The 26,059-nt window shown below is 43.8% G+C and carries 19 protein-coding genes and 6 pseudogenes; 20 read left to right on the forward strand and 5 right to left on the reverse strand.

What is annotated here, in order from left to right; translation table 11 throughout:
- Positions 1–12 precede the first annotated feature (12 nt).
- On the reverse strand, positions 13–1,839 hold the full coding sequence (locus PCORN_RS01510; RefSeq protein WP_036076907.1) for a LysM peptidoglycan-binding domain-containing protein: 1,827 nt from the start codon (positions 1,837–1,839) through the stop codon (positions 13–15).
- Between the two features lie 431 nt (positions 1,840–2,270).
- Between PCORN_RS01510 and secA2 the strand changes: the two are divergent.
- From secA2 to PCORN_RS16940, 5 genes and pseudogenes are all read left to right on the forward strand, one after another.
- Positions 2,271–4,588 (forward strand): annotated as a pseudogene (secA2, locus tag PCORN_RS01515) (accessory Sec system translocase SecA2).
- 84 nt (positions 4,589–4,672) lie between these two features.
- Positions 4,673–5,840, forward strand: a pseudogene (locus PCORN_RS01525) (AI-2E family transporter).
- A gap of 208 nt (positions 5,841–6,048) precedes the next feature.
- Positions 6,049–6,441 carry an FN3 associated domain-containing protein gene (locus PCORN_RS01530; RefSeq protein WP_036076911.1) on the forward strand — a complete coding sequence of 131 codons (393 nt, stop codon included), beginning with the start codon at positions 6,049–6,051 and terminating at the stop codon, positions 6,439–6,441.
- A 70-nt stretch (positions 6,442–6,511) separates the two neighbouring features.
- Complete coding sequence (locus tag PCORN_RS01535) at positions 6,512–6,766, forward strand: hypothetical protein (RefSeq protein ID WP_036076914.1); 255 nt, start codon at positions 6,512–6,514, stop codon at positions 6,764–6,766.
- Positions 6,763–7,242, forward strand: a complete 480-nt coding sequence (locus tag PCORN_RS16940) for a DUF2716 domain-containing protein (protein ID WP_051999162.1) — start codon at positions 6,763–6,765, stop codon at positions 7,240–7,242. The genes PCORN_RS01535 and PCORN_RS16940 overlap by 4 nt, the downstream gene beginning before the upstream one ends.
- A gap of 108 nt (positions 7,243–7,350) precedes the next feature.
- Here PCORN_RS16940 and PCORN_RS01545 read toward each other — a convergent pair.
- A pseudogene (locus tag PCORN_RS01545) lies at positions 7,351–9,085 on the reverse strand (pyruvate oxidase).
- Between the two features lie 147 nt (positions 9,086–9,232).
- On the opposite strand from PCORN_RS01545, the gene PCORN_RS18070 reads away from it, so the two are divergent.
- The 7 genes from PCORN_RS18070 to PCORN_RS01580 all read left to right on the forward strand — a co-directional run bounded on the left by PCORN_RS18070 (position 9,233) and on the right by PCORN_RS01580 (position 14,034).
- The gene (locus PCORN_RS18070) at positions 9,233–9,430 is read left to right on the forward strand and encodes an SMI1/KNR4 family protein (RefSeq protein ID WP_051999163.1); all 198 of its coding nucleotides are present in this window, start codon (positions 9,233–9,235) and stop codon (positions 9,428–9,430) included.
- Between the two features lie 4 nt (positions 9,431–9,434).
- A complete protein-coding gene (locus PCORN_RS18075) occupies positions 9,435–9,641 on the forward strand; it encodes an SMI1/KNR4 family protein (protein WP_051999164.1) in 207 nt (68 codons plus the stop codon).
- Between the two features lie 12 nt (positions 9,642–9,653).
- On the forward strand, positions 9,654–10,718 hold the full coding sequence (locus PCORN_RS01555; protein ID WP_036076916.1) for a HEAT repeat domain-containing protein: 1,065 nt from the start codon (positions 9,654–9,656) through the stop codon (positions 10,716–10,718).
- A 70-nt stretch (positions 10,719–10,788) separates the two neighbouring features.
- Positions 10,789–12,177 (forward strand): branched-chain amino acid transporter BcaP, encoded by a 1,389-nt coding sequence (locus PCORN_RS01560; protein ID WP_036076920.1) that lies wholly within the window; start codon positions 10,789–10,791, stop codon positions 12,175–12,177.
- Between the two features lie 121 nt (positions 12,178–12,298).
- Entirely contained in the window at positions 12,299–12,937 is a 639-nt protein-coding gene (locus PCORN_RS01565) for a TetR/AcrR family transcriptional regulator (RefSeq protein ID WP_036076921.1), read from the forward strand.
- A 77-nt stretch (positions 12,938–13,014) separates the two neighbouring features.
- On the forward strand, positions 13,015–13,419 hold the full coding sequence (locus PCORN_RS01570) for an FMN-binding protein (protein WP_036076924.1): 405 nt from the start codon (positions 13,015–13,017) through the stop codon (positions 13,417–13,419).
- Between the two features lie 279 nt (positions 13,420–13,698).
- A complete protein-coding gene (locus tag PCORN_RS01580; protein WP_149024207.1) occupies positions 13,699–14,034 on the forward strand; it encodes a hypothetical protein in 336 nt (111 codons plus the stop codon).
- A gap of 517 nt (positions 14,035–14,551) precedes the next feature.
- Here PCORN_RS01580 and PCORN_RS01585 read toward each other — a convergent pair.
- Positions 14,552–15,097 carry a PadR family transcriptional regulator gene (locus tag PCORN_RS01585; RefSeq protein ID WP_036076930.1) on the reverse strand — a complete coding sequence of 182 codons (546 nt, stop codon included), beginning with the start codon at positions 15,095–15,097 and terminating at the stop codon, positions 14,552–14,554.
- Between the two features lie 189 nt (positions 15,098–15,286).
- On the opposite strand from PCORN_RS01585, the pseudogene PCORN_RS01590 reads away from it, so the two are divergent.
- Positions 15,287–16,449: pseudogene (locus PCORN_RS01590) on the forward strand (MFS transporter).
- Positions 16,450–16,462: 13 nt separating this feature from the next.
- Positions 16,463–16,882: a universal stress protein gene (locus PCORN_RS01595; RefSeq protein WP_036076932.1), complete on the forward strand. Its 420-nt coding sequence runs from the start codon at positions 16,463–16,465 to the stop codon at positions 16,880–16,882.
- Between the two features lie 54 nt (positions 16,883–16,936).
- Here the strand turns inward: PCORN_RS01595 and PCORN_RS01600 are convergent, their stop codons facing one another.
- Both PCORN_RS01600 and PCORN_RS01605 read right to left on the reverse strand, forming a co-directional pair.
- On the reverse strand, positions 16,937–17,767 hold the full coding sequence (locus PCORN_RS01600; RefSeq protein ID WP_051999165.1) for an alpha/beta hydrolase: 831 nt from the start codon (positions 17,765–17,767) through the stop codon (positions 16,937–16,939).
- A gap of 157 nt (positions 17,768–17,924) precedes the next feature.
- Positions 17,925–18,287, reverse strand: coding sequence for an MmcQ/YjbR family DNA-binding protein (locus tag PCORN_RS01605; RefSeq protein WP_036076933.1), 363 nt, complete (start codon positions 18,285–18,287; stop codon positions 17,925–17,927).
- A 466-nt stretch (positions 18,288–18,753) separates the two neighbouring features.
- On the opposite strand from PCORN_RS01605, the gene allC reads away from it, so the two are divergent.
- From allC to fdrA, 6 genes and pseudogenes are all read left to right on the forward strand, one after another.
- A complete protein-coding gene (gene allC, locus PCORN_RS01610) occupies positions 18,754–19,983 on the forward strand; it encodes an allantoate deiminase (RefSeq protein ID WP_036076935.1) in 1,230 nt (409 codons plus the stop codon).
- 18 nt (positions 19,984–20,001) lie between these two features.
- Positions 20,002–21,241: pseudogene (locus PCORN_RS01615) on the forward strand (MFS transporter).
- A 67-nt stretch (positions 21,242–21,308) separates the two neighbouring features.
- On the forward strand, positions 21,309–22,097 hold the full coding sequence (allE, locus tag PCORN_RS01620) for a (S)-ureidoglycine aminohydrolase (protein WP_036076938.1): 789 nt from the start codon (positions 21,309–21,311) through the stop codon (positions 22,095–22,097).
- A 35-nt stretch (positions 22,098–22,132) separates the two neighbouring features.
- Entirely contained in the window at positions 22,133–23,188 is a 1,056-nt protein-coding gene (gene allD / locus PCORN_RS01625) for an ureidoglycolate dehydrogenase (protein WP_036077008.1), read from the forward strand.
- Between the two features lie 16 nt (positions 23,189–23,204).
- A complete protein-coding gene (gene allD, locus PCORN_RS01630; RefSeq protein ID WP_036076940.1) occupies positions 23,205–24,254 on the forward strand; it encodes an ureidoglycolate dehydrogenase in 1,050 nt (349 codons plus the stop codon).
- 15 nt (positions 24,255–24,269) lie between these two features.
- Positions 24,270–26,043, forward strand: a pseudogene (gene fdrA / locus PCORN_RS01635) (acyl-CoA synthetase FdrA).
- Positions 26,044–26,059 lie beyond the last annotated feature (16 nt).

Consider the following 26,059-nt stretch of genomic DNA (forward strand, 5'->3'; position numbering starts at 1 on the left):
TCTTTTTATTATTTAGAAATTAGCAACTTTGCCGTATCCTACAAGATACTTAGCCCAGTAGCCAGATGTTACGTTGTCAATTTTCACGCCATCATTTTGTGCGTTGATCATTTGGCCGCCACCGATGTAGATACCAACATGTGCAATGCCGCTACCATAATCAAAGAATACAAGGTCGCCGGGTTGTGCTTGGCTCGCGCTGATTTTTGTGGAAGCTGCGTATTGAGATCCAGATGTACGTGGAATCGAAATGCCTTGTTTTGCAAAGACGTATTTCGTATAGCCAGAACAATCGAATGATGATGGACCATTACCGCCCCATGAATAAGGTTTTCCAAGGTGTTTCTGCGCTTCGTTCATTAGTGCGCTGAAACTAGCAGTGCCAGACGATGAGTTGCTATTGCCACTGTTGGAATTGTTATTGGAGTTGGAATTCGAATTGCTGTTATTATTGTTTGACGTTGATGGTTTGTTAACGTTTGAAGCTGTTCCTTTTACTTTCAATACATCGCCAACTTGTAGGCTGTTACTTGACGCATTGTTGAGTGCTTTCAAGTTAGTTACCGTTGTGCCAAATTTTTGCGCGATTGTGAAGTACGAATCGCCACTTTGGACAGTGTAGTTAGATGTATTAGAAGTGTTGATAGCTGGTTTATTCGGCTTGCTAGGTTTGTTAACATTTGTTGTCGTGTTTGTATCTGGTTTCGATACTTCTGGTGTTACGGCTGGTTTCTCCGTGTCAGGTTTGTTCACCGTTTCTTTCACCGTTTCTTTCACCGGTGCGGAGCCTTTCACTTTTAAAACGTCGCCGACAACAATGTTATCGTCAGTTAGGCTGTTGATTGCTTGCAGGTTTGCTACGCTTGTGCCAAAAAGTGTCGCAATTTTAGAAAGCGAGTCGCCAGATTGGACGCTGTATGTAGATGCGTTTGTATCTACTTGAACGACTGGAGCTTCGTTTTGTTCCAATTTCGGTGGTGCAACTGGAGCAGGTGTTTCTTCTTTGACCTCTTCTTGAACTTCTTCTTTCGCTGGTGGTGCAGTTTCTGTAACGGTTTCTGGTGCTTCTTCTTTCACAACAGGAGCTGTTACTTCTTCTTTTTCAGGTGCAGGCGCGGGAGCTTGTGCTTCGCTTTGATTGACTGCAAGTGTTTGACCAACGTAGATGGAAGAGGAAGATAGGTTATTCCATGCGATCAAGTTTTGAACGGATACGCCGTATTTGGTTGATAATGCCCAAAGTGTGTCGCCGCTTTTTACTTTATGTGTTGTCGCGTTTGCTGTTACTTCTTGTTCTGGGGCAGGTTGTGTTACTTCTGCCTCCGCTTTTGGTGCGACTGGTGTTTCGGTTTGTTGTTCGGTTACTTCTTCTTTTACGGGTGTGCTTGGCGCTACTGGTTCTACAACAGGAGCTACAGCAGTGACGTCAGATAGGTATTTGCCATTGACATAACCTGATTTTCCGTCTGCGTATACGACTTTATTCCAGCCGTTTGCTTCCGTTGTTTCGACAGTGACTTGGGTGCCACCTTTGATAGAAGTGATAATATTGTTGTCAGCGCTTGGTCCTTGACGAACGTTTAACCATGTTGCGTTGACTGATTTCTTTGCTTCTTCGGCCACTTTTGCTACCTCTAATTTTTGACCGGGATGAATTGTATCGGAAGTTAGTTTATTGGCTTTTTTAATAGAATCAACATCTGTACCTGCTTTTTGAGCGATTCCCCATAGTGTGTCGCCTGCTTGTACGATGACCGTGCTTGCTGATGCGATAGTTGGTGCTGCGAAGGCTGTTACTGCGATTCCAGCAGTTGCCGTTGCGATTGCCGCCTTTTTCATATTTATAAAACTCCTCTCTTACTTTTTGTTCTAGGTTTTTTTCTTTATATACATACTCAATATAATACCCATTCTACGGGGAATTAAATTAAATTACAAATGGAGAAATCAGGATTTAGAGCTATTTCATGAACACGCGGTTGTTTCTGTAACATGGTTGTAAAGAAGAGAAATCAGAACGCATGTTTTACCTAGTCATAGAACGCATGAGCTTGGGAAAAAGGGCGTTATATTAATGTACAATAGCTTTAACAGACTTGCGCGACACGAAACCTAATGGTAAGCAACAACAGAAAAATTTAATCAAACTGTAACAATTGAATTCGAGTTGTTTTTAGCAATCATGAGGTAATGTGAAAATCATTCCGTAATTTCCTTGGTTTTGCAAGGGTTTCTAGGTTATAATAGGGGAGGATTAGGAGGCATAAAAAATGGCACAAACTTATGATGATCGTAAAATAGTAAAAGCATATCGGGATTTGGCTCGCGAGGTAGTAAAGCGGGAAGATTTATATAGATTGATGGATCAGTCGGCGTTAAAGGAACAGACGCAACACTGGCTACAAAAGTTTCAGGAACGGGAGATTACGGAGCGTGACCGGATTTATATTTTTGCGCTTGTGCGGGAGGCTGCGCGGCGCACGGTCGGTCTGGAGGCTGTGATGGTGCAGTTGATTGGGGCTTTCGTGCTTGGTGATGGGAAAATCGCGGAGATGAAGACAGGGGAAGGGAAGACACTCGTTTCTTTGTTTGTCATGTACATAGAGATTCTGCGGGGAAATAAGGTGCATCTCGTGACGGCGAATGAGTACTTGGCTAAGCGTGATCGTGAGGAAATTGGACGCGTATTGGAGTACCTGGGTTTGTCTGTGGGCTTGAATGTTTCTGGGCTTGATAAGGAGCAGAAGCAGGCGATTTACAAAGCGGACGTTATTTATGGAACGGCGGCGGAGTTTGGTTTTGATTATTTGCGGGACAATATGGTGCGTCAGGTGGAAGACAAAGTGCAGACGAGCCTTGATTTCGTGTTGATTGATGAGGCGGATTCGATCTTGATTGATGAGGCGCGGACGCCGCTTTTGATTTCGGATCGTAAGGAAGAGGACTTGACGCTGTACGGTGTGGCGGATACGCTCGTTCGGACGATGTTGACGGATGATTATGAGGTCGAGGAGAAGAAACGTTTCGTGTGGTTACATGACGCGGGAATCGAGAAAGCCCAGCGTTTTTGGGGTATTGATTCTTTGTATGCGGAGGAACATCAGCCGCTCCACCGGATTACGACGCTACTTTTACGGGCGCATTTTTTGATGCATAAGGATAAGGATTATGTCGTGTTGGACGGGGAAGTCTTGATTATTGATCCGCATACGGGACGGGCTTTGCCGGGACGGCGTTTTAATGATGGATTGCACCAAGCGATCGAGGCAAAAGAAGGCGTGGAGGTACGTGAGGAATCGCGGACGTTAGCTACGATCACGGTGCAGAATTATTTTCGGATGTACAAGAAGCTTTCGGGCATGACGGGGACGGCGAAAACGGAGGAAGAGGAACTCCGTCAAATTTATAATATGGATGTTGTGGTGATTCCGACGCATTTACGTGTGAACCGGATGGATAATGCGGATGAAGTTTTCTATACGCGGGAGCAAAAAGGGGAAGCGATTGTGTACGAGGTTTCGTGGCGTTATGAACGTGGGCAGCCGATTTTGATTGGGACGTCTTCGATTAAGAGCAATGAGTGGGTCAGTGGGCTGCTTTCAAAAGCCGGGATTCCGCATCAAGTGTTGAACGCGAAAAATCATGAACAAGAGGCGGAAATTATTGCGCGTGCTGGAAAACGTGGCATGGTGACGCTGGCAACGAATATGGCGGGGCGCGGAACGGATATCAAGCTGGATAAAGGCGTCTACACGTTGGGCGGTCTTGCTGTGATTGGGACGGAGCGCCATGAAAGTCGCCGCATTGATTTGCAGTTAATGGGACGCTCTGGCCGTCGTGGTGACCCTGGTTTTAGTAAGTTTATTTTGTCGCTGGATGATGAATTGGTCGATCACTTCGATAACAAACGTTGGGAGAGTTATGTTCGCCGTATGAAGCGGAAATATAATTTTGACGATAAGCCTGTGCATTCGCGAAAAGTACATCAGTTGGTGATTGAGGCGCAGAAACGTTTAGAGGGCTCGAACTATGACATTCGGAAGGACTTGATCGCGTACGATGAGGTCATTGATATCCAACGCAAAAAAGTATATGAAGAGCGAGACCGCCTGCTTGGCATCGATAAATTGGGCGCTTTTTCCGAGCGAATTTTGCGGGAAGTGGCGGAAGATGTATTCTCAGAACGCGAACCAGATTTAGACGTGCGCTACGCAAAAATGGGCGAGCTACTCGGTGGAACGAAATTTCCGTATTCGTTTGACCAAGTCACGTTGATGTCGCAAGAAGAAGCCGAGGAAGCCTCATTTTCTGGCATCGGAAACAACGAACGAAATTCCCAATAGGAACGATAAATCAGATCGAAAAAGAGGTTTATCTGAACTTGCTGGATCAAATGTGGGTGATGCATTTGGATCAAATGGTGCAACTCCGCGAAGGAATTCATTTACGCGCTTACGGGCAACAAGATCCACTCGTGATGTACCAAAAAGAAGGCGCAGAGCTATTTACAAATTTCCAAGACCGCTATCATTTCTATTTTGCGCATGCCTTATTGGAACTCAATCCAGAAGGGCTCGTATTAGGCTAGAATAAAAATACGTGATATTTTAAGGGATAACTTGTATAATAGTTCCCGAATGCGTTTAAAATAAAGGGAAAGAAGGTTGGGAGAATGAAAGAGTCCATTTCGAAATTCAAACAGTTTATCACAGAAAATAAATTTGTACTCGCTCTGCTAATTTTCTTATTAGTGGCGCTGGACATTTATGTTTTAACGAAGATATCATTTATTTTTGACCCGATTATGGTCATTATAGCCACGATTGCAGCGCCGATTATTTTGGCTGGAATCGCCTACTATCTATTTAACCCGCTGATTGATTGGTTGGAAGGAAAGGGCTGGAAACGCGGTTGGTCGATTGCCTTACTGTATGTGATTATCACCGGCGTTATCGTGTTGATTTTCAGTTTTATCGTGCCAGCTGTGAAAGATCAAATTGTGAGTTTGGTGAAAACTTTCCCTTCTTACTGGGATAAAGTCGTCGCGAAGTTCAATGAGTTCTCAGAGTCACCACTTTTCGATCAAGTAAAAGACAAAGTGCAAGGGAATCTGAGTGAGATTACAAAAACAATCTCTGAAAAAGGCGGAAGTGTTGTAAGTAGCGCGGTCGATAGTATCGGAAACGTCGTTGGAACCGTGACAGAAGTCGTACTCGCAATCGTAACAACGCCTCTAGTCCTGTTTTATCTATTAAAAGATGGCAAGAAATTACCAGACTACCTATTAAAAATTGTTGCCAGTCAACTCACGCGCACACACACGCCAAGTATTACACGAATCTAACGGTCAAATCAGTTCGTATATCCGCGGTCAGATTATTGTTAGTTTTTGTATCGGTATTTTGCTATTCATCGGCTACCTCATTATCGGTTTGCCGTACGCACTGACACTCGCAATCATTGCGGCATGTACGAGCATTGTGCCATACTTAGGACCCGTTATCGCGATTACACCAGCGCTTATTATAGCACTCGTGACATCTCCATGGTTACTTTTAAAACTGATTATCGTTTGGGTAGTCGTGCAATTATTAGAAGGTAAATTCATTTCCCCGCAAGTTATGGGTAAAACGCTAAAAGTACATCCGATTACGATACTATTCGTGATTTTAGTATCCGGAAAACTATTCGGCATACTCGGCGTTATTTTCGCGGTACCAGGCTATGCGGTGCTTAAAGTCATTGTGACACATATGTTCACATGGTTTAAACGCGTATCCGGATTGTACGGTGAACAACCAGAAAGCGATTATTTAGAAGAAGACAAGCCGAGAAAATAAAATCCAATGAAATTCTCATAAAGAACACAAGAGAATTTCATTGAACCCCTGTAATATAGAGAATGTAAACAAGGACAGCAGTTAGTTTCCCCCCTTTTTCTAACTGGGAACCTTGAGAACTCCTTTTTTTGACCAGCCCCCCCCCTTGGCTGGTCATTTTTTTTTTTGGTACTGTCGGAACAAAGTGACTTACAGTACCAACATAAGGATGAGCAAAGCGTATATCACATTCACAACACGCGATGCAGCCTACATGGGCGCGAGAAGTACGATGTATAAAGATTGGCAAAATGTACAAGTAAAAGCGCAAAATCAGACCGCGGATCGTGTGAAGTATTCCCTGGAAATGTGGACGAAATACGGCATGACGCATACGTTGCAAGGCGTGAAAATCCTAGCAAACGGTGTGGGTGTGGAGTTAGAAAACCCCAACGCTGGAACAGACATTTACTACACAACAGACGGCAGCGATCCAATGGGTGCAAATGGTGTTGTTTCAAGTACGGCAACGAAATATGAAGCTGGAACAACACTTGATGCGAACGCAAAACTGACCGTACGTGCTTTCACAACGAACAATTGGGGACCGATAACAAAATAATAGTCTTGGAAAAGCTTTTTATCTCATGTATACTGTGAGGTAAAAGGCTTTTATGGTGGGAGAGTTAAAAATGAGTGCTGGAAAAATTATAATTGGCGTTGTTGGACTGATTTATGTGGTGATCTTGGTTAATATTATGTATTATATGGTGCAGACGAAGGCCGGGCTGGCATTTCCGGTTTGGATTCAAATTGTGCTTGGTGTTTGTTTCTTGTTTGTCTCGGTATCTAATTTGAAGGCAAAACACTATATTTTCGGGAGTCTTTTTGCCAGCGCAGTGATTTTGATTGCGGCAAGTGTGATTGTGACTAGCGTGTTCGGATGATGGAATGGTATGAAATAGAGCATTGGCGCGCGGTGGACGATAAGTTTTGTGCGCAATATAACTTTCGGCCGTCTTGCTCGATTTTTGCGAAGGCGATTGAACCGCGGGATTCGAATGTGGTTTTTAAGGAATATAAGATTGTTGCAAATAGATATACGGGAAATGATGATTTGGAAAAAACGTATTTTGACGGGGAAAAGTGGACAAAAGATTTGTTTTTACGGTTTTTCGGGGAGGAGATGTATGCGCTGGACTGGTATAATGAAAATTATCGCTTTTTGGTGGATACAGAATATCCTCGTGGTGAATATGATGAGTGGTACGTGCCATATTTACCGGACGGTGACTATTATTTCTTTTTGAACATGGATATGAGTTTAGCGTGGTTAGGGCATCCGTGGCGGAATACAGTGACAGTTGTTGGCGCTGAGCTGGTGGCGTACATTGAGGAAAATGGTTGTCCGTTTTTAGAATGAAAATAGGATATTGGACAGAACTCTGAACAAGACAAAATCGTCTACCCAATTAATATGGGTAGACGAAAATTATGCTGGCTCCAGATTTATTAGCTTATACGCCTCGTTCTAAAAGAATCTACGAATGATCGTTTTTAGCGGAGGCATCTTGCTGAAACGGTGGTCTTCTAGGACGGAGCGGATTTCGAATTTTGTGTAGCCGAGCGCTTCGTCCATCACGATTTTGCCTGGAAGTGGCGCGGCGTTGCTGTCCACTACCACGTCGATAATTGCTGGAAGTTCGGCTTTGCGAGCGGCTTCGAAGGCGATTTCGAGGTCTTCGAATTCTTCTACACGGAAGCCAAGTCCACCGCAGCTTTCCGCGAAATCCGCGTAGTTGATGTCGGGAAGGTCAATAGCATAATTTAGCTCGCCAGCGGATTGTTGCTCGTATTTGATGAAGGAAAGCTCCTTATTATTCAGCACGACGATAATCATTGGGAGTTTGTAATGCACGGCTGTGACAAAATCTTGCATCACCATTGAAAAACCGCCGTCTCCTGCAAGCGCGATGACTTGGCGATTAGGGAAAGCATACTTTGCGGCGATGGCTCCTGGTAGCGCGCAACCCATGGTTCCAAGCCAAGCGGAAATGAGAAAATCGTTGTGGTGATCGAGTTGCAAATAACGCGTACTCCAAACGGTTGATGTACCGACGTCGATAGAGAAGATAGCGTCTTTTTCAGCGATTTTTTGAATCTGAGCCATAACGGCTTCGGGAGCAATCGGTGTGCCTGTCTTTTCCTGATCTTCGCGGAGCCATTTCCACCAGTTGGCCATGTTTTCCTGAGAGGCTTCGAGAAATTCGCGCTTCGCTATGTAATCTGTCATTTCGATTAGAGCGGTAAGTGCTTCTTTGGCGTCGCCGACAATACCGACTGTTGCTGGAAAACGATGCCCAATTTTGGATGGATCGATATCGATTTGAATGCATGTCACGTCATGTTGCGGCAAGTAGTCTGTATACGGATAATCATTGCCAATCATGAGCAATAAATCCGCTTCTTGCATCGCTTCATAGGCTGGTTTCGTGCCGATTTTACCAAGGTTACCAAGAAAATTCGGATGTGTGTCTGGCATGACTCCTTTGGCTGGCAGGGAGATGATGACGGGCGTTTTTGTATGCTCGGAAAATTGGACAAGCGCTTCTTTGGCGTGTTTGGTGCCAACGCCTGCTAGGATAACCGGATTTTTCGCGGAATTGATAAGGTCTGCTGCGCGAGCGATGGTTTCTGTCGCGATTTCCGGTTTGCTTTGCTGGTAAACTTCGTGTTTTGGCTTGACGATGTTTTTGATTTCAGTCAGTGGAATGTTGTTTGGAATTGTTAAAACGGCAACTCCTTTTTTTTTCGTAAGCGGTGCGAATGGCTTCGTCTACAATATCTGGCAAGGTTTCCGCGCTTTCGATTTGTTTGTTGAAAACGGCGACGTCGGTAAATAAGGTTGGTAAGTCGACTTCTTGGAAATATTTCGTGTTGGCGACGCTGGTTGGGACTTGGCCAGCTAGAACGAGCATTGGCACATTATCCATTTTGGCGTCATACATACCGTTTAGCATGTGAATCGCGCCGGGGCCACCAATTGACAGGGCCACTCCGATTTTTCCAGTAAGTTTGCTGTAAGAGGAAGCGGCGAGTGTGGCGACTTCTTCATGACGGACGTGGATGAACTGAATGGACTCTTGCTCGGCACGGAGCGCATCGACAATCGTATCAATCGAGTCACCCGGAATCCCATAGACATGGTCGATATCCCAGTTTTTTAGCGTGTTCACGAGAGCTGTACTTGCTTTGATTTTTGACATGTGTTCGTCCTCCTTCGTAGTGATTGGTCTTATAGTGTTGTCTACCCTACTTGCGTGGAGGAAAACTTTTTTACTATTGAAGAAATTTGGAAAAATGGGTATGATGGAGGTTAGAATATTGCGAAATGGATCACAGGAGGAATTGATATGGAACGTTATGTAGCGATGAGCACCACGCAAAAGAAAGGTGTAATACTAACAGATTTGGCGAAGTTGGAGCAGGAGCTGGGGATTCGTTTTGGCCCGGAGTATCGAGAACTGGTGCAATTGTTGAACGCACCAGAGTTTGGTGAATGGCTGTTCTATCCTGTGAAAGATATGAGGAATTTGAAAAAAAACATTTGATGATGTGGCAAGGAATACGAAATTAGCGCGTGAAAATGGACTATCGGATGCATTTATTGCAATTGCGGAAGATGGGACAGGTGATTTGCTGTGTTTACGAATAGGCGATTCAGCGGAACTACTGAGAGAAGTATATGTGTGGCTTCATGAGACTTGTGAGTGTGAGCAGATATATCGCGATTTAGGCGAGATGATTAGAATGCAAGAATGAGGAGGGTGAAAAATGAAACACTGGTATGGTTGGGAAAAAATGAATAGTGAGGTTGAGAATTTCAAGCTTTGGCGCTTAAATACCATAAAGAAATTTACGCATGAGCTTCTCGAGCTTCCGCCATATTTTGAGCAAAAGCCGTGTTTAACGACGCAGTTTTTGTATTGGACGAAGGAGCGGAAGGCTTATGATTTGGAGATACGCTTTATTGGTGTAAGCAGTATGAAATTGGATATGTTTGGTGAGGGATACGCTGGGGATATTCGTATTCAGCCAGAGTCGATTGAGGATATTCAGTTTTATGTGGAGGATTATGAAGATGGTTCGATTTCGTTCTATTGTGAGGCGATTGAATATTTAGGGATGCAGGAGAATATCGAGGAGAACTTTAAGCATGTGTTGCGTGAATGGAATAGGCTTGCCGGAATGTTGGAGCCTGCGCATGCGGAATTAGATGAAACGCTTGAAATTTTGGTAGATTTCATCGATCGTCCAGTTGTCGCTAATATTTTACTTGAAGGCGTGACGCATGAAAATTCGGATATTCGGGATAGCGCGTATGAGTATTTATGGTATTTGGATGATCCGCGAGCGTTTGATATTGCGTGTGCTGGTCTGAAAAATGAGGATGTTTTGCGGCGGATTAATTGTTTGGAATATTTGGGACGGTGGGGCAACACGACGATTATTCCACAAATTCTTGATATGTTAGAAAATGATGAAGACCCGCTAGTTCGTTGCTATGCCGCGGAAGTGATTGGCTATAATGAGGATGAGAAAATGATTCCTATTTTGCAGCGTTTATTGCAGGCGGAACAAGATGATGTCGCGCGAATTGGGATACTTTACGCTTTGGAGCTTTCAGGGCACCCAGAATTGGAGCGAATTTTTGATAGCTTGAAAAATGAGTACTATATCGTCAGGATTCGTGCCGTGCTATATTTGACGGGAATCGCGTGGAATAATCCAGCCGTATTTGATTCTATCGTGACAATTTTGCAGGAATATCGGGAATTGGAAGAAACAGTTGCCGCTCGTGAGGCGTTCGATCATGCATTGGAGGAATTAGTTGGGTAATTTTCTCCCGACGAAGGTTGAAGTAGTCCGAAAATTATGCTAAAATCGTGTATAGGAACGGAGGAGTTTGATGAAAAACAACAATTCATTTTTCAGAAAAAAGAAATTTCATTTAGAAACGGGTGGAGAACACCACTTGAACAAGACGCTCGGTGCATTTGATTTAACGATGCTAGGCGTTGGGGCAGTAGTTGGGGCAGGTATTTTTATTTTGCCAGGACAAATTGCGTCAATCACTGCAGGGCCAGGAATTATTATTTCATTTATTATTGCAGGATTGGCTTGTTGTTTGGCGGCACTTTGTTATTCAGAATTTGCCTCTAAATTGCCGATTGCGGGTAGTGCGTATACATATAGTTACCATGTGTTCGGCGAAGGAATTGCATGGATACTAGGATGGTCGTTATTACTTGAGTACGGGCTCGCAGTTGCAGCAGTTGCAAGTGGTTGGGCGGCTTATGTGAAAAGTTTGCTGGCTGGATTTAGTCTTCATATTCCAACAGCGATATCTGGTTCTTACAATCCGGATCAAGGTACTTATTTTGACCTGTTGGCATTCATTATTATTATTGTGATAGGTATTTTACTGAGTCTAGGAATTAAAGAATCTACGCGTGTCAATAATATCATGGTACTTATCAAGGTTGCCGTTGTTGTCTTATTTATTGTTGTTGGTGTTTTCTATGTAAAACCAGACAATTGGACACCGTTCTTGCCGTTTGGATTTAGTGGTGTTATCACAGGAGCATCGATGGTATTCTTCGCTTATATCGGTTTTGATGCTGTTTCGACAGCATCAGAAGAAGTGAAAAATCCACAACGCAATATGCCAATCGGGATTATTGCTTCCCTCGCGATTTGTACGTTATTGTACATCTTGTTGTCCGGCGTTTTGACAGGGATCGTCCCTTATGCTGATTTAGAAGGGGTTAGTGCTCCTGTAGCCTTTGCACTTCAAGCTATCGGGCAAAATTGGTTCGCAGGTCTCTTGTCACTTGGCGCGATTGTCGGGATGACAACCGTTATCCTTGTTATGTCTTATGGTGGAACACGTTTGTTGTTCGCAATGGGGCGTGACGGATTGTTGCCAGAAAGTTTTTCTAAGTTAGGAAAACGTAATACACCAGTCCGTAACACACTTATTTTTGCGATTGCAATGGGGCTTGTGTCCGGTGTAGTGCCACTAGCGCAACTAGCTGAACTGATTAACATCGGAACATTGTTCGCATTCTCGATGGTTTCACTCGGAATTTTCTTCTTGCGTAAAAACAAAGATTTACCGACAGAAGGCTTCAAAACACCGTTATATCCAGTTGTACCAGCATTATCATTCCTATTATGTGTTTACTTGATCTTAAATCTTTCCGTGATTACTTGGATTTCATTTGCTATCTGGTTCGTGGTTGGATTGGCTGTGTACTTCGTTTATGGAAAAAGACATTCTAATTTGAACGTATAATGTAAAACGGAGAATCCTTGAAAGATAGGGTTCTCTTTTTTCATGCTCTCATTGACAAATATAATAAAAAATGTTTTAATTAAACCGTTAGTTCAATTATTTGTCAGGAGGTCATTTATTCATGGGGCGAAGAAAAAAGGAACCAAAAAGGGTACATCGAGAAAATATTGCTTCCGCAGCTTCCATACTTTTTATGGAAAATGGTATCTCTGCAACTTCTATGGATGATATTGCAAAGGCGGCTGGATATAGTAAGGCAACATTATACGTATACTTTGAAAATAAGGAAGAAATCATTAGCATTTTGGTATTGGAAAGTATGCAGAAGCTTTATAAGTATATAGCTTCCTCATTAGAGCAGCATGACACGGCAAGGGCAAGGTATGATTTAATTTGTCAGGGGTTAGTGCAATATCAAGAAGAATTTCCTTTTTATTTCAAAATGGTATTAGATAAAATAAATATTGATTTTGAAAGTCGCGATTATTTGCCGGAAGAGAAAGAAACATATCAAGTTGGAGAAGATATTAACGATAAGATAAAAGATTTTTTAATAGCTGGTATGGAGAAGGGTGAATTACGACATGATTTGGATATTTTATCAGTTATATTTACTTTTTGGGGGATGCTATCTGGTTTTATTCAGCTCAGCTCAAATAAAGAAGCGTATATAGAGAGCGCTATGAACTTGTCTAAAAAGAAATTTTTGGAAAACGGCTTTCATATGCTGTATCTCTCCATCGCAAATACAGAAATATGAAATTATAGGTCTATTATCTCTGGGAATACAATCGAAATAACAAAAATTTTCTTTAGAGAAGAGGGGACGTGCTGAAAATGAAATCACTTAGAAAAAGAAGAATCCTTTCTATTCTTGTTTTGGTTATCCTTGTTAGTCTAGTTTGTTTAGCCGTGTATTTAAAAAATGTAGCAGATTATAAACAGGCGGTTCAAGAAATTTCTGTTGGCGACATGAAGATATCAGATATTGCTGATGGCGTTTATTCTGGAGAATGTAATGTGAATTATATACAAGCTAAAGTTAAAGTGACCATAAAAAACAAAGAAATAGTGAATATTGATATTTTAGAGCATAAAAATGAGCGTGGTAAACCTGGAGAAGCGGTTATTAATGAAATAGTGGATGAACAAAAATTAGACGTGGACACGATATCAGGCGCGACAAATTCAAGTAAAGTTATTAAAAAAGCGGTTGAAAATGCAGTAGAAAAAGGCATGTAGATTGATATAATCAGATGTTTTTTGTATCATTTCTCTTCTTTACAGTGCGTTCAGGATCAAAATCCGTACGTTTAGGACAAATTTGGTTTCTCGGGTCATTTGTATGGTACGCTAAGTGTAAAAAGATAAGGGAGTTTCACGTCATGAGGAGAATTATTGCGGCGGGCCTGGTTTTGGTAGCGTTGATTTTGATTGGGGTTGCGTGTTACAGTTATTCAAAAAAGGAAGAGATTATCGATCGGGGACATCATATGCGAAAGGATTTTTATCGGACATTGTATGATGAAAGATGGTTTGAGCGGTTTCCGATACAACGATTACATAGGGGAGAATAATATGTTTTTTCATTTAGTGAAGAGAAAAGGGTTCATATTCGATCGGTATATGCGCGTTTATACGGATAGTGGAAGATTGTATTTTATTCAAGTTGGCGGGGATTTCTACAATAAGAAAGCTTTTCATGCGAGTATGGCAGGTAATGTTATTGGAATGGTGTTGTTTTATGCTCCTTATTATTTTGCTAAGAAAAGGCAAGGAAAGAGGGAACAAGAATGTGACGAACTTGCTAATAAAAAAAGCTTTTCTACCGCTAGTACAAAAATCTGCAAATTTTAAATTAGAGTTAAGGAAAATAACAAAAGTAGAACTGGAATCTAAACGTTTTTGGGGGCAAATTTTTCTCTAATCATAGTGAAGGTATGCGTATAGAAATGTCTTGTGGTAAGAATTATCGAATGGATATTCCGTTTGGAGAAAGTGTAGATAATATCATTTTTCAGTTGGAAAGTGCAGGTGTAAAAATAAAAAATCAGATATTGGAGTAATTTATGAATGGTTATTTTGAAATTAATTTTTTATCTTGTTTGCGCGTTTACACTGGCGGGATTGGCGGACTTCCGGTTCGGCTACGCAATATTGCTACGCTTAACTTCTTACATGGTCGAGGAAACTACCCTCTCCCTGTTTCCAGTCATCACATACACCAGTATGCGCAGCTCTCCGGCTTCCATCAAATTCCCTGAATACAAACGCTTTCGCTCGATTTGTGTAAAGCATTATTTTCGTCTTACCTCAAAATAAAGGGGCAGCGATTTTATCTTGTTTGGAGTTATGTCCTAGACTCATCGCTTTTTTATATCTTATCAAACGAACTATGATACAAATCCTCGGCCCAATCACACCATGCGAGTTCTTGCATGCACAGCTCATCACGGCGTTTTACAATCAAATACCGTCCAAATGAATTGCGCCATTCTACTTTTCGCGCTGGATCGTTCTGCAGTATTTCCAGTTCCTCAAGCTTCGGTTTATTAATCGTGGCTCTTTTTTTGTAGTGTCTGCGGCGGTCGTTGAAAAGCTGGGCTACCGTACTTTTGTCCATGAGTGCGATCACGTAAATTTTAGCGAGGAATTCATCGCGGCTAATCGGTTCGGCAGTTTCTTCTAACACCCATTTGCTAACGCTTGGACGCCTTTTTCGGTTAGTGAGTAAATTTTTTTTCGTGGTATCAGGATCAGCCTCAAATTGGACGTAGCCTTCTGTTTCCATTTTGCCAAGAACGGTGTAGATTTGGCTGTGGTGTGCTTGCCAAAATAGTTCCATATACTGCTTTAACTCATAGCCCGTGCAGGATTTGCGCGCGAGCATGCAGAGCAGGACGTAACTCAATGTATTCAATTCGAACCCCTCCAACGCAACGTTTATTTGTTCAGTATACCATATCTTATTCTAAAATTTAATGTAAAAATAAACATGTCAATATTGACATAATAGTCGAATTAGGAGTATACTTTAAAACAGATTAATAAACAAACAGGAGTGGTAAACGTGGTAGAAGGAAAAGTAGCATTAAAAAAAGAGGATGGCATATTGAAAAGTTTACTGCATCAGCCTAAATCGGCGTTAGCAGTAGCTTTTTCATGTGTGGTCGCTTTTATGGGAATCGGACTTGTCGATCCTATCTTAAAATCAATTTCGGAGCAGCTGCATGCGACACCGGCACAAACATCGTTATTATTTACGAGTTATATGTTGGTAACGGGCATTGTGATGCTGTTTACTGGATTTATATCGAGCCGAATCGGGGCGAAAAAGACATTGCTTATCGGGCTCGTCATTATTATTATTTTTGCAGGGCTTGGCGGATTATCGCAATCTGTTGGGCAATTAGTCGGGCTTCGCGCTGGTTGGGGGCTCGGGAACGCGCTCTTTATTTCGACGGCGCTGGCAACGATTATTGCGGTTAGTTCGGGCGCAACGGAAAAAGCGATTATCATGTATGAAGCGGCGATGGGACTTGGTATGTCGGTCGGCCCACTGGTTGGTGGTTTGCTCGGCAGCATCACGTGGCGCGCACCATTTTTTCGGGGGTAGCGGTTTTAATGGCGATTGGATTTGTGGCGATTGTCATGCTTCTTGATCCGATACCAAAGCCAAAAGTGAAGTCGAAATTTTGGGATTCGCTCCGAGCTTTGCGTCACAAAGGCTTACTGGTAACAGGTTTAACGGCATTATTTTATAACTTCGGATTCTTCACATTACTTGCTTATTCGCCATTTTTGATGGTTGGATATAGCGCGATTCAAGTCGGATTGGTATTCTTCGGCTGGGGTCTGATGCTCGCGATTTCTTCGGTTTTTGTGGCGCCGCGATTGGAAGAAATGTGGGGGACAAAATTAGTGATGATCGGCGCACTGGCATTTTTTGCGATTGTCTTAGTCGTGATGGGCGTTGGCGCGAATTCGAGTACGGTCATTTCGGTTTGCATCGTGATTGCTGGATTTTTCCAAGGGATTAACAATACGTTGATTACGTCGGCTGTGATGGTCGTTTCGCCAGTGGAACGTGCGACGGCGTCCTCGGCCTACAGCTTTATCCGATTCACGGGTGGTGCGATTGCGCCGTGGTTGGCTGGAAGTTTGGCCGTTTGGTTCAATCCGCATGTGACGTTTTATGTAGCAGGATTTGCCGTACTTATCGGGATTATTATTTTGCTAGCAGGCAGAAAAGCGTTGAGCGCACTTGATTAATGGAGGGATTAGGATGAAATTAGCAGTATTAATTGCAGACGATCAACTATCTAAAAAAATCGTGACAAAAACGGTGGCGTTGTGCCAAGAATTCGCAGAGGTACCGGAAATCACGCTGATTCATGTCGTGAATGACAAAGCGATTGCGGAGGACGTGGAGGTTGGTGTAGATATTTCGGAAAGTTTAGAGGAAGATGCGCAGAAAATGCTTGCCGAAAAAGGCACGATGTTCGTCGAGGCAGGACTGATGTATAACACGGTAATCTTGAGCGGTTTTCCAGCTAAAGAAGTGACGAAATACGCGGGGGAAGCGGGCTTAGATATGCTGATTATGGGGCATCACGATTTGTCGCTCGTTCAAAAAATGACGATTGGCAGTGTCGCGAAGAAAGTCGTCCAGCACGCGGAATGCCCAGTATTATTGATTAAATAAAAGCTAGTAGGAAAGCTCACGTCAAGGCGTCGTGATTTTCCTACTAGCTTTTTTTTATTTGTATTCTTCTAAGAAACGTAACGCCTGCTTGTAGGCCGGCAAACCATCGACAATGTTGGAATCAAAATCATGCTCCAAATTTTGCACGGTGAAAAGTTCATTTTGGAAGGTCGTCTGGGCTATTTTTTCAGCTTCGTTGTATGGCACGTCTTTGTCAGTCGTACTATGCGCGATGAATACGGGTGGCAAAAAGCTGAAATCGCGCATGTCTTCGAGGGAAAATGCGTCGATATCGGTGTGTTGATGCGGTCCGAAAACTTCATCGAGCCACTGCCCGGTTTGGCGACAGTATATGTACAAGGCGTAACGCTTTTCGATGTATCCTTCTGTGAGCTCGGTTTTGCCAGTCAAAGCGGTTTTTAAATCGGCTGGAATCGTTGGGAGTTTCGCATAATGCGGACTCGGATTTTGATACCAGGAACCACCAATGGAGGTATAGCCGTAGAAGGATAGCACAGCGTCGGCAGTTGGAAGCGTGGCATCAGCTGCGGCTTGGAGCGCGAGGTAAGCACCGGCGGAACGTCCGAATAAGATGAACGCATTCGCAACGCCAAACTCCGCACGGGCGTTGGCTTCAAACCAGGAAATCGCGTCTTGCACATCTTCGTATATTGCGGGAAGTTTGGTTTCTGGCGCCAATCGATAATCGACCGCAAAAAAATGATACCCAGCTTCGAGGAAAAGATTGCGGTACGCTTCTGGAAGGTCGTTGCGAAGTCCCCAAATGAGGCCGCCACCATGAAAATAAATAATCGTTTTAGCTGCATCAGGACGCGGACTTGGATAGAAATCGCCTTTTAGCGCCAAGCCATTTTTTTTCAGCAAAAATAATGGTTTGCAATGGGATCATCTCCTTTGTTTTCATGAAAAAAGCGTAACATAGGTTTGCAAAAACTACAACGGAAGTAAATATAATTGATTGAGCGTGACAGCTAACAAACGGATAATGTATAAAAGCGTAGTATGATGGATTTTCACCATACTAGGCTTTTTGAGTTAATGAAAAACTATATTCAATAAGCTCTAAAATTTCAGAAAGGGGAACTTGTCCTTCAAGAGAAATCGAGATCCAATTTTCTTTATTCATATGATAGGCTGGGAAAAAACCTTTCTTAAACCTTAAAACTTCTATCTCATTTTTTGGTAGTTTAATATCTATAATATCAATTTCATTTTCGGATGATAATCCTAACTTACTTGATGGGACATTCATAATCAATCCATACCACTTCTTGTTATCCATATGTCTTAAAACGGCATACTTTGGATATTTTTTGAAAGTGTATTCAGGTGAAGTATTATATTTATTTTTTGAAAAGTTGAATATTTCTTCTCTATAGGACATAAGTGGATTCCTTCTTTCAAAATGGTATCTGAACCGATTTCATAACTCAAAAGCGTTGCAGCCCAATGATTTTCATGAAAAAAGAAATCTATTTTAAGCCGTTTTCGAGTTATAAAATTGATTCACCTATATTATAACATAAGCAGAATGAGAACCCTATAGCTTGCTTGTTGGATGCTTCACTTTGTCGAAGATAGACGACATAGCTATTATAGCTTGGTTCTGTTGGAGTAGGAAATGCTTTTAGTTCTTGGATTCAGCATACATGGAAACCTCTTATCTAGAATAGGAAGTTTTTTGTTATATAATCACTATCAACAATTTCAACACCTTAATTAGTTATAATGAACAAAAGGTGAACAGGTTTTTTATCACTTTTAAACGATGCAATCAAAACTTGAAACGCTTACACTTTAAAGAGTAGAGAACAAGAAGGACAAATCAGATGAAGGGTGGACTTTGAACGATGGATAAAATTTTTCAAGATGTAGCGGATAGTGTGGCTTGGCTTTCGGGAATTGGCGCGGATCCGACTGGGGGAACGACTCGTTTGCTTTACTCGGATTATTGGGTGGAGGCGCAGCAGGGCGTGAAGAAGAAAATGGATGATGCGGGTTTCACGACGTATTTTGATGATATCGGCAATCTTTTTGGTCGCGTGGAAGGGTCTACATATAAGGATGAGACGATTATGTCGGGTTCTCATATTGATACGGTGGTAAATGGCGGGAAGTTGGATGGTCAGTTCGGTGTTCTAGCAGCATATCTAGCGATTAAGTATTTGAAGGAAAAGCATGGCCAGCCGCTCCGGAACCTAGAAGTGATTTCGATGGCGGAAGAAGAGGGGAGCCGTTTTCCGTATGTTTTCTGGGGAAGTAAGAACTTCTTTGGAATCGCGAATAAGGATGAAATGGCGGACGTTGCGGATTTTGAAGGTGTGAAATTCGTTGATGCGATGCGTGGCGCTGGGTTTGATTTCCGTGATGAAACGAAACCGCTGCGTGAGGATATTAAGGCGTTCGTTGAGATCCATATCGAGCAAGGAAAAGTGTTGGAGAACGAGGGCAAAGCGGTTGGTGTGGTGAATAGTATTGCTGGTCAACGCCGCTATACAATCGTGCTAAACGGCGAATCGAACCATGCGGGAACGACACCTATGGGTTACCGAAAAGACACAGTTTATGCGTTTAGTAAAATCGTGTCGCAATCGATTGATAAAGCGAAAAAGATTGGCGATCCACTCGTACTTACATTCGGAAAAGTAGAGCCGAAGCCAAATACGGTGAATGTGGTTCCTGGTGAGACGCTGTTCACGATGGATTGCCGTCATACAGATGAGGCAGAATTGCACAGCTTCACGAAAGAAATGGAGCAAGATATGAAAACAATTTGTGCGGAAATGGGCATCGATATCTCGATTGATTTATGGATGGACGAAGCGCCAGTGCCGATGGATCCACATATCGTGTCTGTGCTAGAAGACGTTTGCAAAAAAGAAGAGCTCAATTACCGCGTGATGCATAGTGGCGCAGGTCATGATTCTCAAATTTTTGCACCGCGTGTACCAACGGCGATGTTCTTCGTGCCGAGTATTGGCGGTATCAGCCATAACCCGGCAGAGGACACGAAAACGGAAGACTTGGTTGAAGGTGTGAAAGCATTGACTGAGGCATTATACGAATTAGCATATAAATAAACAGGGAGTGAATCAAAAATGGAAAACGAAGCAGCAACAATGAAAAAGGGGCTCCAATATTGGCAGCAAATTATTATTATTTTATGTTTAGGTTGGGTAGTTATCTGGATTTACCGCAGTGTCTTGACACCGATTTTTCCGGAAATTCAACAAACGATTGGGCAGCATTCCGATGCGCAAATGGGCTTGATCGCGAGTTTCTACTTCTTTGCTTACACAGGGATGCAGATTCCAGCGGGGATTTTAGTCGATAAGTTTGGGAAGAAAGTCGTTCTTATTCCTGGTTTCTCACTATTTGCCATCGCAGCACTTGTGATTGGTACAGCGCAAAGCTTGGAAATGATTTATCTTGGTAGTTTACTTGCGGGTCTTGGTTGTGGATCTTACTACGGTGCGGCCTACTCGCTGTCCTCTGAGAATATCCCAGCAGAAAAACGTGGACTATCAACGGCTATAATCAACAGTGGATCCGCGCTCGGTATGGGTATTGGCTTGATTGCTTCTAGTCTGCTCGTTAAATCGGTCGGTATGAACTGGCAAATCATGCTTTTCATTATCGCTGGTTTGATTGTTGTGATGATTTTTGTTTTTGCAAGTGTGATTAAAAGTTCACCAAAAGTGGATCGTTCCGCGGTGGCGAAAGAAAAAGCAGCACCAAAAGAGAAAGCGCCGATCAAAAATTTGTTTACAGGTCGGATGATTGCGTCGTATATTCTTTATTTTGCAACGTGTTACGGATATTACATGGTCGTGACGTGGTTACCATCTTTCTTACAACAAGAACGTGGATTCCAAGGCGTAGCTATCGGATTTTCCGCCGCACTTGTAGCTTTTTCCGCGATTCCAGGGGCATTGTTTTTCAGTAGAATGTCAGATAAATTCAGCACGAAAAAAAGTTCGCTTCATCGTTAGCTTGACGATTGCAGCGGCGTTAATGTTAATGCTTACAGTACTTGCACCAACTTCGGGTATCTTGCTAGTCGGCCTGATTTTATACGGCTTGTTAGGAAAACTTGCAGTAGAGCCAATTCTGATTTCTTACGTGGCAGATAGCGCACCGAAAAAAGGATACGGAACGTCGTTTGGCGTATTCAACTTCTTTGGAATGAGTTCGTCGGTTATCGCACCGTTTTTGACGGGGGTTATCTCTGACTCGACAGGATCGAAAGTAATGGGCTTCTATATTTCCGCTATTATCTTAGTTATCGGAGCAACGGTATTTTTGATTGCGAATATTAAAAGCAAAAAAGTAGCTTAAAGAATGATGGAATCGGTGTTTTCGAGCGCTGATTCCAATTATAATTTGGAAAAGAGAGGTTTTTAAGATGGGTTACAGAAATAAGAATACGGGTTATGTGAGTGATATTCTGGCTTCGAGATCGGTGATTAAGCGTGGCAACTACGCGATTATTCCGCCGAATGGCTTGGTGAATAATTCGATTCCTGGTTTTGAGAACTGCGAATTGTCGATTCTAGCAACGCCGAAATTGGGCGCTTCCTTTGTGGATTATATTATCACGTTGCTAGATGGTGGCCAAAATAACGCTGGTTTCGGCGCACCTGGCGTGGAGACTTTCTTCTATTGCTTAGAGGGGAAAATAACAGTTTGGGCGGATGACGCGAAACATAGTCTTTCAGCTGGTGGCTATATTTATTGCCCAGCAGGCGTGATTTTGACGTTCGAGAATAATAATGGTGGCGCGAATAGTGAGGCGTTCCTTTATAAGAAGACATATGAGGCGGTAGCGGGTTACGAGGCGCATGTTATTGTGAATAATGTGGCGAACTTGGAGAAAATCGCGTACGAAGGTATGGAAGATGTGATTTTGCAAAACTTATTACCGGCGGATCTTGACTTTGACATGAATTTCCATATTTTAAGTTTTGAACCGGGCGCGTGTCACGGATATATTGAAACGCATTATCAAGAACATGGCGCGTATATGCTATCTGGAGAAGGCGTTTACAATTTGGATAACGAATGGGTACCAGTGAAAAAAGGTGATTATTTATTCATGGGTGCGTATGTGCCACAAGCGACGTATGCGGTAGGACGCGGCGAAGCATTCAGTTATCTGTATTCGAAAGACTGTAATCGCGATCCACAATTATAAGAAAGTAGGGAATTGGTGTGAAAGAGCCACAAATGATTCGAGTAAGGAAACATGATTTACATGATTTAATTCAAAAAAAATTAGAAGCAGCGGGACTTTCGGAAGAGCATGCGGATGGTGTCGCGGATTCCTTAGCATTCGCTGACGCGCGCGGAATTCACTCACATGGTGCGGTTCGCGTGGATTATTATGCGGAACGAATTGCAAAAGGTGGAACGACGATCGAGCCTAATTTCCGATTCAATAAAACGGGACCGAGTTCTGGGGTTTTTGAGGCGGATAATGGCGTCGGACATGTGGCGGCACGCAAGGCGATGGATGAAGCGATTGGCTTGGCGCAGGAAACGGGCGTCGGGATTGTCGGTGTGCATGAAATGGGACATAGCGGGGCGCTAGCTTATTTTGTGAAGCAGGCGGCGGATAAAGATATGGTCGCGATTTCTGTTTGTCAGTCGGATCCGATGGTGGTACCGTTTGGTGGGGCTGAGCCTTATTTTGGAACAAATCCGATCGCGTTTGCAGCGCCTCGCATGGATGGTGAGCCGGTTATTTTTGATATGGCGACGACGGTTCAGGCATGGGGCAAAATTTTAGATGCGCGTTCAAAGGGTGCGGATATTCCGCCAACATGGGCTGTGGATGCGAACGGTGAACCAACGACGGACCCGCATCAAGTCAACGCTTTGCTTCCTGTTGCTGGACCAAAAGGATACGGCTTGATGATGATGGTCGATATTTTATCGGGAATTTTGCTAGGATTGCCATTCGGAAAACGAGTGTCTTCGATGTACACGGATTTGACGAAAGGGCGCAACTTGGGGCAACTGCATATCGTGATTAACCCAGCTTTCTTCACGTCTTTGAAGGAGTTTAAGCAAAATATCGCACAAATGGTGGATGAACTGCATGCGACGAAAGCGGCACCAGGATTCAGTCAAGTGTTGTATCCAGGTGAGTTAGCGGAAATCGTGGAGACAGATTACGCGGATGCAGGAATTCCGATTGTGAAAGATGTGTATGATTATTTGATTAGTGACACGGTTCATTATGATCAATACGATCACGCGGGGTTATTCGCGGAACAAGACTAGAAAGGTGGCAGGCAGAATGCGAGTTTCAAAGGAAGATTTGCACCAGCTGATTCAAACAAAAATAGAGCGGGCTGGTTTGACGGAAGAACACGCCGATATTGTTGCTGATGTGTTGGCGTTTGCGGATGCGCGCGGGATTCATTCGCATGGTGCGGTTCGTGTCGAGTATTATTCAGAGCGGATTGCTAAAGGTGGCATTACGAATCGACCGGATTTCCGGTTTGAGCAGACGGGGCCAACGAGTGGTATTTTCCACGGGGATAATGGTTCTGGGCACGTGGCGGCGAAACGGGCGATGGAAGAGGCGATCCGGATTGCTGGCAAAAATGGTGTCGCGGTTGTAGGCGTGAAAAATATGTCGCACAGCGGTGCCTTGGCTTATTTTGTGGAACAAGCGGCGAGTTGCGATTTTGTAGCGCTTTCTGTGTGCCAGTCGGACCCGATGGTGGTGCCATTTGGTGGCGCGGAAGATTATTTCGGTACGAATCCGATTGCGTTTGCAGCGCCGACGGATGACGGGAGAATGTTGACGTTTGACATGGCGACGACGGTTCAGGCTTGGGGCAAGGTGCTTCATGCGAGGTCTCGCGGAGAATCGATTCCGCCGACTTGGGCGGTAGACGTGGACGGGGCACCGACAACGGATCCTGCGAAGGTCAACGCGTTATTGCCAATCGCTGGGCCAAAAGGGTACGGCTTGATGATGATGGTGGACGTGTTGTCAGGAATTTTGCTAGGATTGCCATTCGGGAAGCATGTGAGCTCGATGTACGCGGACCTTTCGAAGGGGCGCGATTTGGGACAGTTGCATATCGTGATTAATCCGGCGTTCTTTACGGATATCGAGGCGTTTAAGGCGAACATGTCTGAGGTTTTGGATGAGGTGACGGCTGTTGCTCCTGCGCCGGGCGTGGATCGGGTGTATTATCCTGGTGAACGTGGACGGTTGCGTGAGAAGGCGTACGAGGAGCAAGGAATCGAGATTGTGGATGATATTTATGCGTATTTGATTTCGGATGCGATTCATTTTGACAATTATGATGGAAAAAATAAATTTGCGGAATAAGGAGAGGTGAGCACGATGTTACACACGATTATTAAGGGAAATGCGTATCAGGATTCAGTCGTTTTGATGCTACTTACGAATAAGGTTTCGACGATTGATGGGGTAAACCGGGTATCGATCATGATGGGAACGCCTGCGAATAAAGATATTTTCGGAACATCGGGTTTGCGTACAGAAGAGCTGGAAGCGGCATCGGCGAACGATATGGCGATTGTTGTGGACACGGAAGATGCTTCTAAAATTGATGAAATTTTGGCGGAAGTGGATGCGTTTTTAGCCAGTCAAGCGACGAAGGAAAGCAGCAACACGACGGAAACGGCGCGGACTTGGGATAAGGCGATGAAGTTGGACGCGGATGCGAACATGGCGCTGATCTCCATTCCAGGTACATATGCTGCGGCGGAAGCGGATCGGGCATTGGATGAAGGGCTACACGCGTTTATTTTTAGCGATAATATGGCGATTGAGGAAGAGCTGCGTTTGAAGCAGAAAGCGCATGAAAAAGGCTTGCTTGTGATGGGACCTGATTGTGGAACTGGTATCGTGAATGGTGTTCCGATGGCGTTTACAAACGTTGTAAAACCGGGGAATATCGGCATTGTCGGTGCATCTGGAACGGGAATTCAAGAAGTTTCGACGATTATTGACCGTCTAGGCGACGGCGTGACGAATGCGATTGGAACGGGTGGTCGTGACTTATCCGAAACAGTTGGCGGAATCACGATGCTGGACGCGATTGCAGCGCTTGAAAAACAAGCCGACACAGACGTGATTGTCGTCATTTCGAAGCCACCTGCAAAAGCGATTCGCGATAAGGTTTTGGCATTATTACGCACGATTACGAAGCCTGCCGTGACGATTTTTTTTAGGTGAAAAACCGACGTATCATGAGGCGAATTTATATCACGCTTACACGCTCGAAGAAACGGCGCGCATTGCGGTTGCACTTGCAAAAGGAGAAGCAGTAACGGCAGTGGACACGAAAATCGTGACACCTGAAATTAGTCTAACTCCGGAGCAAAAACATATCAAAGGCTACTACTCTGGCGGGACTTTAGCGTCTGAGGCAGCCATGCTTATCGCGGATGCCCTTCAGTTAAAAGAAGGCCTGATTAAGCAAGACGGCTATATTTTGAAAACAGAAGGTCACGAGGTTATCGATCTTGGCGATGATATTTATACGCAAGGAAAACCGCATCCAATGATTGACCCTGAAAAACGGATTGCGTTCATTGAAGATGCGGCAAATGATCCGGAAACGGCGGTTATTTTGCTCGATGTGGTGCTTGGTTACGGCTCACACGAAGACATGGCGGGGCAATTGGCGCCAGCGATTAAAGGCGTGATTGCAAAAGCGAAAGCGGCCGGACGCGAATTGGCTGTTATTGGAACGGTTTGTGGGACGCTTCAAGATCCGCAAGACTACAAGGAACAGCGCCAAACATTGGAGAAAGCGGGCGTGATCGTGAAGGACAGCAATAATGAAGCCGTTAGAACTGGGCTAGCACTCGTGGGTCATTCGGTAGAAGAGGCTGATAAAGCGATTCGTGAAGTCGAGTCAGGCGAAGCAGCACCAATTTTAGAAGCATCGGAAGCAATGCTCGACTTGCTTGCAAAACAGCCACGTGTCATCAATATCGGACTAAAAAGTTTTGCGGAAGCGATTACTGAAACTGGCGGACGTGTCGTGCAATTTGACTGGCGCCCAGTGGCTGGTGGAAATCCTGAACTACAAAAAGTATTACAATTCCTAAATAGTTACCGTGCTGAAACGGCGGATGTGAAATAAATTTTTGAAGGAGGAA

The sequence above is a fragment of the Listeria cornellensis FSL F6-0969 genome (assembly GCF_000525855.1).
Taxonomy (GTDB): Bacteria; Bacillota; Bacilli; order Lactobacillales; family Listeriaceae; genus Listeria_A; species Listeria_A cornellensis.